The 12,230-nt window shown below is 71.4% G+C and carries 7 protein-coding genes and 1 pseudogene; 2 read left to right on the top strand and 6 right to left on the bottom strand.

Annotated features, from left to right (window positions below):
* The first annotated feature begins 173 nt into the window (after positions 1–173).
* Positions 174–5,090, top strand: a complete 4,917-nt coding sequence (locus ACLQ2T_RS28900; protein WP_425769523.1) for a DNA repair ATPase — start codon at positions 174–176, stop codon at positions 5,088–5,090.
* Here ACLQ2T_RS28900 and ACLQ2T_RS28895 read toward each other — a convergent pair.
* The 4 genes from ACLQ2T_RS28895 to ACLQ2T_RS28880 all read right to left on the bottom strand — a co-directional run bounded on the left by ACLQ2T_RS28895 (position 5,087) and on the right by ACLQ2T_RS28880 (position 9,889).
* Positions 5,087–6,325, bottom strand: coding sequence for a serine hydrolase domain-containing protein (locus ACLQ2T_RS28895; protein WP_425769522.1), 1,239 nt, complete (start codon positions 6,323–6,325; stop codon positions 5,087–5,089). The two genes, ACLQ2T_RS28900 and ACLQ2T_RS28895, sit on opposite strands and share 4 nt — an antisense overlap.
* A gap of 178 nt (positions 6,326–6,503) precedes the next feature.
* Complete coding sequence (locus tag ACLQ2T_RS28890) at positions 6,504–8,066, bottom strand: AMP-binding protein (RefSeq protein ID WP_425769521.1); 1,563 nt, start codon at positions 8,064–8,066, stop codon at positions 6,504–6,506.
* 154 nt (positions 8,067–8,220) lie between these two features.
* Entirely contained in the window at positions 8,221–9,435 is a 1,215-nt protein-coding gene (locus ACLQ2T_RS28885; protein WP_425769520.1) for an acyl-CoA dehydrogenase family protein, read from the bottom strand.
* A gap of 1 nt (position 9,436) precedes the next feature.
* Entirely contained in the window at positions 9,437–9,889 is a 453-nt protein-coding gene (locus ACLQ2T_RS28880; protein WP_425769519.1) for an SCP2 sterol-binding domain-containing protein, read from the bottom strand.
* Positions 9,890–9,955: 66 nt separating this feature from the next.
* Here ACLQ2T_RS28880 and ACLQ2T_RS28875 point away from each other — a divergent pair, with 66 nt between their 5' ends.
* Positions 9,956–10,594, top strand: coding sequence for a TetR/AcrR family transcriptional regulator (locus ACLQ2T_RS28875; protein WP_425769518.1), 639 nt, complete (start codon positions 9,956–9,958; stop codon positions 10,592–10,594).
* Between the two features lie 45 nt (positions 10,595–10,639).
* Here ACLQ2T_RS28875 and ACLQ2T_RS28870 read toward each other — a convergent pair whose 3' ends face one another.
* A complete protein-coding gene (locus tag ACLQ2T_RS28870) occupies positions 10,640–11,269 on the bottom strand; it encodes a DedA family protein (protein ID WP_425769517.1) in 630 nt (209 codons plus the stop codon).
* A 57-nt stretch (positions 11,270–11,326) separates the two neighbouring features.
* Positions 11,327–12,127 (bottom strand): annotated as a pseudogene (locus ACLQ2T_RS28865) (adenylosuccinate synthetase); the annotation flags it as partial.
* Between the last annotated feature and the right edge of the window lie 103 nt (positions 12,128–12,230).

Below are 12,230 nucleotides of genomic sequence, written 5' to 3'. Positions count from 1 at the left end.
GGCGGGGGGGGGGGGGGGGGGTGGGGGTGGGGGGGGGGGGGGGGGGGCCCCCCCCCCCCCCCCCCCCCGGCCCGGCCCCGGCGACCCGACCAGGCGAAGCGGAGGCGGCCGTCCCGACGGTCGACGCGAACGGCGCGACCGGCTCCCCGGGGCTGGACGACGGCAGTTACGAGGTGCTGCGCAGGCGGCTGGCCGCACAGGCCGCCGAGTTGGCCCGGCGGGCCGAGACGCTCAACGCCCGACGGCTGGAGGTCTTCGGCAGCACGGAGTTGCGGCTGCTGAGCACCGAACGGATCCGTACCGAGCACAACTGCGTACCCCGGGACATCGTCTCCGTCGGCGGGTTGATGCTGTTCGGGTACAACGTCTTCATCGGCCTGAAGCCGGAGACGAGCATCGACGACGTCTTCTCCCTGCACAGGTTCGTCCGCGAGTCGGCCGGTGAGACGGAGGCCTTCCGGTTCGACGAGGCCGGTCACGAGGAACTGCCCGGTCTGCTGCGCCACCCGCAGTTCGTCCGCGACTTCTCCGAGCTGTACCGCTACTACCGGCAGGCCCGGCTGCTGCAACTGCGCCGGGTGGACGGCCGACTGCTGGCGGTGTTCCAGACCGGGCCGCGCACCGAGGACATCCGGGTGCTGCGTTGGCAGGTCGGCGTCGACGGGGTGCCGGAGTACCTGGACAGCCGGGGGGAACGGGACCACGTCTTCCCGCCCAGCCACGACTTCGAGTGGATCGAGACCACCCGCGAGGACCACATCCTCGGCCGGCACCCGCACATCTCCATCGGCGGCGAGGTCTTCGTCGAGACCGTGGGTGGCACCCTGACCGTCAAGGTGGAGAACAACACCGAGGTCGGCGAGGGCATCTACAGCGAGCCGGTGGACGAGCCGTTGCAGAGCCTGGCCGACGCCGACGTGCACTGGGCCCGGGTCGGTACGTTGATCCTGATGCGGCTGCGGCCGTACAAGGAGACCCAGTGGCGGCACCTGGTCTTCAACACGATCAGCCGTGAGGTCGTCCGGCTGGACGGCATCGGGGTGGCCTGCCAACGGCTGCCCGAGGACCACGGCATCATCTTCCCCGGCGGATACCACCTGGCCACCGGTGTCACCCGCACCTTCGACACCGAGGTCACCGGCCTGGAATTCGAGCGGGTGGTGCGCTCGCCGAACGGCGAGGACGTGCTCTACGTCTTCCACGCCCGCGACGACGGACGCTCGCTGCTGCTGCCGTACAACGCGATCCGCAAGGAGGTCGCCGCACCGATCCCGTGCCACGGGTTCTCGTTGTTCGACGACGGCACCCTGGTGGTGTCCCGGGCGGTCTCCGAGGAGCCGACCCGGGTCCACCCGATGCAGATCTGGCAGACGCCGTACGTCTCCGACGCGTACGCCGCCGCGCAGCCGGCCGGCACCGGGCCCTTGGAGCGGATCGGCAACGCGGACCTGGTCCGCGGCATCTCCGACTCGCTGTCGGCGGCCCGGATGATCGAGGGCACCGCCACGGCGGAGGTGTACGAGGCGCTGATCGCCGCCTGTGGCCGGATCAGCGACCACTACCACTGGCTCGGCGAGGAGGAACTCGGCGACCTGGCCACCCCGTTGGTCGGACTGCGGCGGACCGCCACCGCCGTGCTGGAGGAGCACGAGAAGGTTCGTACCCTCACCGATCAGGCCCGAGCCGAGGTGGAGGCAAGCGCCGAGCAGATCGCCTCGCTGGCCCGCCGGGCCCGGGGCGAGGCGCCGTTGACCGCGGACGACTGGGTGGCCCAACTGGGTGGCCTGCGGCGGGCCCGGGGGCACCTGGAGACCCTGCGCGAGCTGCGCTACGTCGATCATGCCCGGATCGACGAGCTGGCCGGGCGGCTGGACGAGGAACTGGCGGTGGCCGGCCGTCGGGCGGTGGAGTTCCTCCGCCGGGACGAGGCGTTCAGCGGCTACCAGCAGGAGGTGGACCGGCTCGCTGCCCGGTCCGCCGAGATCGGCACGGTGGCCGAGGCCGGTACGGTCAGCGAGGAGTTGGCCGCCCGTACCGAGGGCCTCCAGACCATCACCGACGTGGTGGGTGGGCTGGACATCGCCGACGCGACCGTCCGTACCGCCATCCTGGGTCGGGTCGGCGAGGTGCTGGGGGCGGTCAACCGGGCCCGGGCGGTGCTCGACAAGCGCCGTCGTGAGCTGGCCGCCGTGGAGGGGCGGGCCGGTTTCGCGGCCGAGTTCGCGCTGCTCGGACAGGCGGTGGCCGGTGCGCTGGCGGCGGCCGACACGGCCGAACGCTGCGACGAGCAACTCGGTCGGCTGCTGCTGCGGGTGGAGGAGTTGGAGTCGCGGTTCGGCGAGTTCGACGACTTCCTGGCCGAACTGGCCACCCGGCGTACCGACATCTACGAGGCCTTCTCCAGCCGCAAGCAGGCCCTGCTGGACGAGCGGTCCCGCCGCGCCGACCGGCTGGTCACCTCTGCCGAGCGGATCATGGTCAGTGTGCACCGGCGGGCCGGCACCCTGGGCTCGCTGGATGAGATCAACACCTATTTCGCGGCCGATCCGATGGTCGGCAAGCTGCGTACGGTGGTCGAGGAGCTGCGTACCCTCGGCGACGCGGTACGGGCCGAGGAGCTGGACGGCCGGGTCCGGGCCGCCCGGCAGGAAGCCGGGCGCGGCCTGCGCGACCGGCTCGACCTGTACGCCGACGGTGGCGAGACCATCCGGCTGGGCCGGCACCGGTTCGCGGTGAACACCCAGCCCATCGACGTGGCCGTGGTGCCGCACGAGGGCCGGATGGCGGTGGCGGTGACCGGCACCGACTACCGGGCCCCGGTGCGCGACGAGGAGTTCCAGCAGACCCGGCGGTTCTGGGACCAGCTCCTGGTCTCCGAGTCGCCGCAGGTGTACCGGGCGGAGCACCTGGCCGCCACCATCCTGTCCGCCGCCGAGGCGGGCCGCGACGGGCTGACCCTGGACGCCCTGCACACCGCGGCGGTCGACGGTGACGACCTTCGTGAGCTGGTCCGGCGGATCGCCGAGACCCGCTACGACGAGGGGTACGAGCGCGGGGTGCACGACCATGACGCCGCCGAGATCCTGCGGGTGCTGCTACGCCTGCACGTCGGGGCGGAACTGCTGCGCTACCCACCCGCCGACCGTGCCGCGGCCTGCCTGTTCTGGCGGTACGGCACCGAGGAGGCGGCCCGAACGGCCTGGACGGCGCGGGCCGCCTCGCTGGCCCGGGCCCGCAAGCGGTTCGGTCGACCCGAGGGCGAGGACGCCGCCGACGGGCTGGGCGCCGAGTTGGCCACCGCGATCGAGGGGTTCCTGGGCGAGACCGGGCTGCCCGTACCGGAGGGCGGGACGAGCCTGGCCGGGGAGTACCTGTTCGAGGAGCTGTCCGTACCGCCGGTGCGGTTCGTCACCGGCAGCGGGGCCCTGACCATGCTGGAGCGGTTCCGGCGGGCCCTGGGCGGTACCCAGTCACGCTCCTCCCGGGAGTTCGACGAGGACCTGCGGGCCCTCGGCGGTGACCTGGCCGGTCGCCACCAGTTGGTGCAGGCCTGGCTGACCGCGTTTATCGCCACCGACGACGGCAACCTGTCCTCCTACGACCTGCCGGAGGCGGTCGCCGTCGAGCTGTGCGGCACCGAACTGCCCCGGGAGAACAGCACCGCCGCCATGACGGAGACCGTCGGCGGACTGCTCGGGGCCCACCCCCGTATCGAGGGCTCCACCCTGGCGGTACGCCTCGACGAGATGCTGGCCCGCACCCGGGCGTTCCGCACCGAACTGATCCCGGCGTACCGGGACTACCAGCGGCGACGCAACGCCCTGGTGGACTCCGAGCGGGACCGGTTGCGGCTGGAGGAGTACCGGCCGAAGGTGATGAACGCCTTCGTCCGCAACCGGCTGCTCGACGAGGTGTACCTGCCGCTGATCGGCGACAACCTGGCCCGGCAGCTCGGCGCGACCGGTGACGGCAAGCGGGTCGACCAGTCCGGCCTGCTGCTGCTGATCTCCCCGCCCGGCTACGGCAAGACCACCCTGATGGAGTACGTGGCCAGCCGCCTCGGCCTGGTCTTCGTCAAGGTCAACGGGCCGGCCCTGGGTACGAAGGTCACCTCCCTGGATCCGGCGGAGGCCCCCGACGCCACCGCCCGGCAGGAGGTGGAGAAGATCTCCTTCGCCCTGGAGCTGGGCAACAACGTCCTGCTCTACCTGGACGACATCCAGCACACCAACCCGGAGCTGTTGCAGAAGTTCATCTCCCTGTGCGACGGGCAGCGCCGGATGGAGGGCGTCTGGGACGGCCGGACCCGCACCTACGACCTGCGTGGCAAGCGGTTCGCGGTGTGCATGGCCGGTAACCCGTACACCGAGTCGGGCAAGCGGTTCCGGATCCCGGACATGCTCGCCAACCGGGCCGACGTGTGGAACCTCGGCGACGTGCTCTCCGGCCGGGAGGAGGTCTTCGCGCTCAGCTACATCGAGAACTCGCTGACCGCCAACCCGGTGCTGGCGCCGCTGGCCGGGCGGGAGCGCGCCGACCTGGAGCTGCTGGTCCGGATGGCGCGGGGCGACGACAGCGTACGACCCGATCAGCTGTCGCATGCGTACCAGCCGGTGGAGTTGGAGCAGATCGTCTCGGTGCTGCGCAAGCTGCTGCGGGTGCAGCAGGTGGTGCTGGCCAACAACCAGGCGTACATCGCCTCGGCGGCGCAGTCCGACGATGCCCGTACCGAGCCGCCGTTCCAGCTCCAGGGCTCGTACCGGAACATGAACAAGCTGGCCGAGCGGGTCGTTCCGGTGCTCACCGACGACGAGTTGGAAGCGGTGATCGACGACCACTACCTGGGCGAGGCGCAGACCCTGGCCGCGGGCGCGGAGGCGAACCTGCTCAAACTCGCCGAGCTGCGCGGCCGACTCACCGACGAGCAGGCCGCCCGCTGGGCCGAGGTGAAGAGCGCCTTCCAGCGCACCCGGGCCCTCGGCGGAGCCGGTGATGACCCGGTCGACCGGGCTGTGGGCGCCCTGGGCCTGCTCGCCGACCGCGTCAACGCCATCGCCTCCGCCATTGTGAAAGGAAGGGCACCTTATTAACGCCTCGTGTAGAGCAGGGGTCCCTTTTTAACAAACAACTGCCCGGTGCCGGGCCGGAGCATCTGACCCGGCACCGGCGCCCAGGTGAGCGACAGGATGGCACCGAGAAGCCGCTGAGCGAGTGCGGACTGCCCGTCGGCCTTGGCGTCGGTCGGGGTGGCGGCGAACGCGACCCGCAGGTCGCCGTTCCCGATGCCGCCGATGAGCGCCTGGTAGCCGTAGCGGGCACCGGATTTGCCCCAGAAGATACGACCGTCGGGGAGCCGTACCGAGGAGAGTCCGCCGTTGCTCAGTTCCGCGCCGGCCCACGGGTGGCTGAACAGTTCGCGCTGCTGGGCGGGGGCGAGCAACCGGCCGCCGAACAGGGCGGTGGTGAACCGGTCCAGGTCGGCGAGGGTCGAGATGAGATCACCGGAGGCGGGCGTGAAAGTCTGGCTCCACCGGGTGGCGTCCACCAGTTCGGTACCCCCGTCGCGGATCACCTTCTGGTAGCCCCGGACGTGTGGACCCCGGATGCCGGTGGCGGCACCGGGCGCGTACGTGTCGCGCAACCCGAGCGGCCGGAAGATCCGCTGCCGCATCTGCTCCGCGTACGACATGCCGGTCACCCGCTCAATCAGGATGCCGGCGAGGATGTAGCCCATGTTGGTGTAGCGCTGCGCCGTGCCGGGCTGGTACTCCGACGGGTTCACCAGCGCCGTCCGGACGATTTCCTCAGGGGTCCAGCGGTCGTAGCGGTGGGCCAGCTGCCAGTCGAGCCCGTCGGGCAGGACCGGGCTGGGCAGGCCGCTGGTGTGGGCGAGCAACTGCCGCACGGTGATCGCCGGCCAGTGGGCTGGGACCAGGTCCGGCAGGTACGGCCGTACCGGCGCGTCGAGGTCCAGTTGGCCCTCCGCCACCAACTGGTAGACGACCACGGCGGTGAAGACCTTGGTCACGCTGCCGATCCGGAACCGGGCGTACGGCGGCACCGGTGCCGAGGACCGCAGGTCGCGGACGCCGAAGGTGTCGTTGAAGCATCCGGCTGGGGTGGTGACCCGCAGGTGGACGCTGGTGGTGGTGAGTTTCTGGTCGGGGATGGTGCCGACCGCTGCCACCAGCCCGCTGGGATCGAGGGCACCGAGGTGGCAGCCCCGGTGCGCGGTGGGGACCGCACCGGCGGGGGTGGGCACGGTGCCGGCCAGCACGGCGCCGAGGGCGAAACCGGCGATGAGGGTACGTCTGAAGCTCCACATGGGACGAGCCTGGCGGGCGGGCGGGGGCAGCCGGATCGGGGACCCCCCGGACTCTGCCCCGAGCCGCTGCCAGTAGGGGTGTTCGTCACCGCGCGTACGCCGTTACGGCGGCATGGCGGATCCCGCTGTTCCGAATACCGCCACTCCGCAGAAACGGGGTTGATCTCGCCGCCGCAGGTCAACTGATGTAGTCGCGTAGTTCGCGGGTGAGCACCTTGCCGGTGGCGTTGCGGGGGAGGTACTTGACGAAGACGACATCGCGGGGCACGGAGAACCGGGCGAGATAGTGCCGGACGTATTCGCGGACCGCGTCGGCGTCCAGGGTCTCGCCGGGGTGCAGGCCGAGGAAGGCGGCGAGCCGCTGACCGTACTCCGGGTCGGGCACCCCGACGACGGCGGCCTCGCGTACCTGGGGCAGTTGGGCCAGCAGGTTCTCCACCTCGGAGGGGAAGACGTTCTCCCCACCGGAGACGATCATGTCGTCGGCCCGGCCGTCGACGAAGAGGAGCCCTTCGGCGTCGAGTCGACCCAGGTCACCGGTGTCCAGCAGGCCGTCGCGGCGTTCCCGGTCAGCCCCGGAGGTGTACCCCTCGAAGAGCATCTCGTTGCCGACGAAGATGCGTCCCACCTGGCCTGGCGGGACCGGCTGGTCGGTGTCGTCGAGGATCGCCAGTCGGGTGCCGTGCGGCGGGCGGCCGGCGGTGGTGGCGGCCTTACGCAGGTCGGCGGGGATCGCGATGGAGGCCCAGGAGGCCTCCGTCGAGCCGTACAGGTTGTAGAGCACCTCGCCGTAGCGGTCCATGAAGGCCGAGGGCAGGCCGCCGGGCAGCGCCGATCCGCTCACCGCCACCACCTTCAGCGGCGGCCGGTGCTCCGGCGGTGGCACCTCCATCAGGCGTTGCAGCATCACCGGCACCGCGAACAGCGCCTGGCAGCGGTGTCGTACCAGGGTCTCCAGGGTGGTGGCCGGGTCGAAGCGGCGGTGCAGCACGATGGTGGCCCGCAGCGCGAGGCAGACCTGAAGGGCCGCGTACCCCCAGGTGTGGAAGACCGGGGCGGCGATCAGCACCCGGTCCCGGACGTGCAGCGGAATCCGGTCGATGATGGCGACCAGCGGGCCGAAACCGCTGGGGATGGGGCGGCGGGCACCCTTCGGCGCTCCGGTGGTGCCGGAGGTGAGCACGATGATCCGGCCGTCCCGCTCGGGGGGTTGCAGCTCGCCGGGCAGGGCGGTGCGGATCAGTTCCTCCCGGGCCCGCTCGTCGAGGCGGTGCAGGTCGGCCGGTAGTCCGAAAATCCGTTCGGCGAACTCGTCGTCGTGCACCAGGACCCGTAGCTGCTGCTCCTGCGCCACTGTGGTCAGCTGCGCCGGGGAGAGGCCGGTGTTGATCAGTACAGCGTCCGCGCCGAGCAGGGTGGCCGCGACGATGGTCTCGACCAGGCCCGGATGGTTGCGGCCGAACACGCCGATCCGGTCGCCGGGGGCGACACCCAGTCCGGCGCGCAGCGCGCGGGCCAGCCGCAGGCAGCGGTCGAGCAGTTCGGCGTAGGTCAGCTGGGTGCCCTGGTCGTCGATGATCGCGATCCGGTCGGGGTCGCGCGCCGCTGCCTGGCGGAGTTCACCGGCCAGGCTCCAACCCCAGGTGCGTAGCGCGTTGAGCTGGGAGGCGACCCGGATCGGCCGCCCCGGAGTGAGCAGGCCCCGCCGGGTCAGGGTGGCGACGACGAATGGCAGCTCCACGACCCCGTACCTCCTTCGGTTCCTCGCCCGGACGGCTCGAATTCCTTCCGATCATCCATCGGGAGGTGGCCGGACGCCAGACGGCCGGCACCCGTTCGCCGGGTGCCGGCCGGAGGTGGACGCGGCGGTGAGGTCCACGGCCGGGCCGGGGCGGTCAGCGGATCTGCATACCGGAGATCGCCCGGGAGATGACCAGACGCTGGATCTCCGAGGTGCCCTCGAAGATGGTGTAGATCTTGGCGTCCCGGTACCACCGCTCCACGGGGTGGTCGCGCAGGAAGCCGGCCCCGCCGAGCAGTTGGACGGCCTTCTCGGTTACCGAGACGGCCACCTCGCCGGCCTTGAGCTTCGACATCGAGCCCTCTCCGGCGGTGAAGGGCCGGTTGTTGCGACCCATCCAGGAGGCCCGCCAGACCAGCAACCTGGCCGCGTCGATCTCCATCTTCATGTCGGCCAGGGTGAAGGCGACCGCCTGGTTGGTGATGATCGGCCGACCGAACTGGACCCGGTCCTTGGCGTAGTCGAGGGCGTACTCGTAGGCGGCCCGGGCCACCCCGAGGGCCTGCGCGCCGACCGTGGGCCGGGACAACTCGAAGGTACGCATCGCGGCCTGACCGGAGGAGCGCTTCCCGGCCCGGGCGCGGGCCAGCCGCTCGTCGAGGGCCTCCTTGCCACCGAGCAGGCAGCGGCCCGGAACCCGTACGTCGTCGAGGAAGACATCAGCGGTGTGCGAGGCCCGCAGGCCCAGCTTGCGCAGCTTGCGGGTGGCGCTGAGCCCGGGTGTGCCCGGCGGTACGACGAACGCCGCCTGGCCACGCGAACCGAGTTCCGGGTCGACCGAGGCGACCACCACGTGCACTCCGGCGATCCCACCGTTGGTGGCGTACGCCTTCTGCCCGCGCAGCACCCACTCGTCGGTCGCCTCGTCGTAGCTGGCCCGGGTACGCATGGCAGCGACATCCGAACCGGCTTCCGGCTCGCTGGAACAGAACGCGGCGACGGCCGGGGAGTCGACGTCGCCGAAGCACTGGGGGACCCATTCGACGAGCTGGTCGGGGGTGCCGGTGCCGTAGATCGCGGCCACCGCCAGCCCGGTGCCGAAGATGCTCAGGCCGATGCCGGCGTCACCCCAGAAGAGTTCCTCGCTGGCGATCGGCAGGGACAGGCCGGTCGGGTCGGCCCAGCAGGTGGCGAGGAACTCGAAGCCGTACAGGCCGACCTTCGCCGCCTCTCCGATGATCGGCCAGGGGGTCTCCTCGCGGGCGTCCCACTCGGGCGCGGCCGGGCGCACGACCTCGCTGGCGAAGCCGTGCACCCAGTCGCGCAGATCCCGCTGTTCCTCGGTCAGGTCGAGCGAGAACTCGACCATCTCAGCCCTTGGGGATGTCGAAGAGGTTCGCGATGTTGGCGGCCAGGCCCAGGTCACCCTTTGCCTTGAGCTTGCCGGTCATGAACATCATGACCGGGTTGGCGCCGCCGGAGACGACCTTGAGGAACTCGACCGGGCCCAGGGTCAGGCTCAGGCGCGGGTCGTGCTGCGGGGTCTCGTTGACCGTGCAGGCCCCGTCGGCGACGACCACCTCGTAGGTGTCCGTGCCGCCGTCGGGGGCACCGGTGATGTTCCAGTGGATGACCGCGTTCGTCGAGCCGGCCCGGTCGGCGCGGAACAGCTGCGGCATCCGCCCGAAGACCTCTCCGAGGATCTTGCCGCGCAGCTCACCGGACATCACCTCGTTCAGCTTGCTGTCCGGCGTGGACTTGACGAGCTGAGCGAACTCCTTCGGGCCGACGTTGGCGAAGTTGGCCGGGTCGAAGTCAGTCATGAAAAGCACCTCTCGGACAGTAGTTACTCCGGCGTAACCTTACGTGTGAGTAGGTATGCTGGCAAGGTGTCCACCAGGCCCACCTTCCGACGCTTACCCAGGGCTGTGCGTGAGCAACAGATGCTCGACGCCGCCGTACGGGTCTTCTCCCGCCATGGCTACCACGGGGCCAGCATGGACGAGGTCGCCGAGCGAGCCGGCATCTCCAAACCCATGGTCTACGCCTATCTCGGCACCAAGGAGGAGCTCTTCGTCGCCTGCCTGCACCGCGAGGGCACCCGGATGATGGAGGCCATCGCCGCCGCCGCGATGCCCGATCTGCAGGCCGATGAACGGCTCTGGCGTGGATTGCGGGCCTTCTTCGGCTTCGTCGGGGCCCACCGGGACGGCTGGGCGGTGCTCTACCGCCAGGCCCGCGCCGAGCGGGCGTTCGCGGACGAACTGGCCGGAATGCGGGCGCGGATCATCGAGGTGGTCGCCGGGATGCTCGACGACGCACTGCGCGCCGAGGGGCGCGAGGTGGCCGAAACCGAGCTGGAAGTGGTCGCGTACGCCCTGGTCGGGGCGACCGAGTCGCTGGGTGACTGGCTGGCCGACCACCCGGAGGCCGACCCGGAGAAGACCGCCACCCGGATGATGAACGTCGCCTGGCTCGGCGCCGGCCAACTCCTGCACGGCAACACCTGGCACCCACCCGAGCGGTAAGGAAGGGCACCTTATTAACGCCTCGTGTAGAGGAAGGGCCCCCTTCTAACACTCGCGATCCGAAGTGCATGCGGCCCGGCGGTGGGCGCGGTGGCGCAGCCAGCGGATCAGCTCCAGCCCCAGGGTGATCGCCACCGACAGACCGATGCCGGCCAGGATTCCGTGCAGCGGATGGCGCTCGAAGGCCAGCCCACCGAAGACGCCGAGCAGCACGCAGTAGACCGCCCAGGTGACCGCTGCGATCAGGTCGAACAGCAGGAACGACCGCAGGGGATAACGGACCGCTCCCATGGTCAGGGTGACCGCCGTTCGTCCGCCGGGGACGTAGCGGGCCACCACCAGGATCATGCCGCCGCGCCGGTCCACCGCCCGCCGGGCCCACTCCGAACCGGCCCGGCGGCGGCTGCCGGCCGGGGAGTGGTCGAGCTTGCGCGATCCGCCGCCGCGCCCCACGGCGTACGAGAGGTGGTCGCCTGTGGCGGCACCGAGCGCGGCCACCACGAGGACCAGCGCCAGATTCGGCTCACCACCGGTGGCCAGCACGGTGACCGTGATCAGCGCCGCCTCGGCCGGCACCACCGGGAAGATCGCGTCGACCGCGGTCAGCCCGAACAGCAGCAGGTACACCCAGGGCGAGCTGAGGGTCTGCCGGAGCAGGTCGAGCGCGGTCTCCATGACTCCATGCTCGGGGCAGCGGCTGTGCAGAGGAGGCCCCTCCTCCACACGAGGCGCTTACACCCTGGCCAGCAGCTTCTTGTCGGCGGCGGTGGGGCCGTTCGAGGTGATCAGGACCGGTGCGCCGAGGGCCTCCCCGACGGCCTGCGGCCAGTCGGTGGGGGAGCCCTCGTCGTACACCGGGCGGGCCCGCAGCAGGCGGGCGGTCAGCTCGGCCTGCCGGTCGAGATCGCCGGGCGGGCCGGGCACGAGCCGGTCCAGGCCGTCGTAACGGCGGCAGATGCGCAGGTCCAGACCACGTTCGGCGAGATCCAGGTGGGTCAGCGCCAGGCCGTCGACCCCACCCGCGACCGCCAGGGCGTACGCGTGGGCGACCGCGTCGAAGTGGCCGAACCGGAAGCGCCCCTGCCAGGGGTTGGTCGGGTTGTGCGGGTCGGTCAGCGGCAGGGTGGGGTCCTCAGTGACCAGTGGCCCCGGCCCGTGCCGGGTGGTGACCGTCCGCAGCACCCCCAGCCGGGTCGCCGTCCCGCCCAGCCCGGCCTCGGTCAGCAGCGACTCCGCGTTGGCGAAGGTGGTCGTGCTCCAGGTCGTGTACGGGTGGAAGCCGTGCCACTCGTCCAGCAGCACCCCCTGCGCCCCCTCGAACACGCACGGCCCGGCGCGCAGCGCCCCGGCCAGCCAGGAACGGTCGACGATCGCCACCCGCTCGGCGAAGGCGGTGAAGGCCGGCAGGCAGTCCTCGACGGGTGGTGCGTCCAACGGGCCCAGTTCGGCGGCCAGCCGGTCCCGCAGCGCGGTCAACCGGCGGCGCAGCCGCCTGGGGCTGTGGCAGTCGGCCACCCGGGGGGCCTCGTCGGGGGGGGGGGGGGGGGGGGGGGGGGGGGGGGGCGGGGCGGGGCGGGGGTGGGAGTGGATGTTGACGGGGGTGGGTGGGGGTGGGAATATCGACTGCTATGAGTGT

The organism is Micromonospora sp. DT229 (genome assembly GCF_049844505.1).
Classification (GTDB): Bacteria; Actinomycetota; Actinomycetes; order Mycobacteriales; family Micromonosporaceae; genus Micromonospora.
This window is presented reverse-complemented; position numbering and strand designations above follow the sequence as displayed.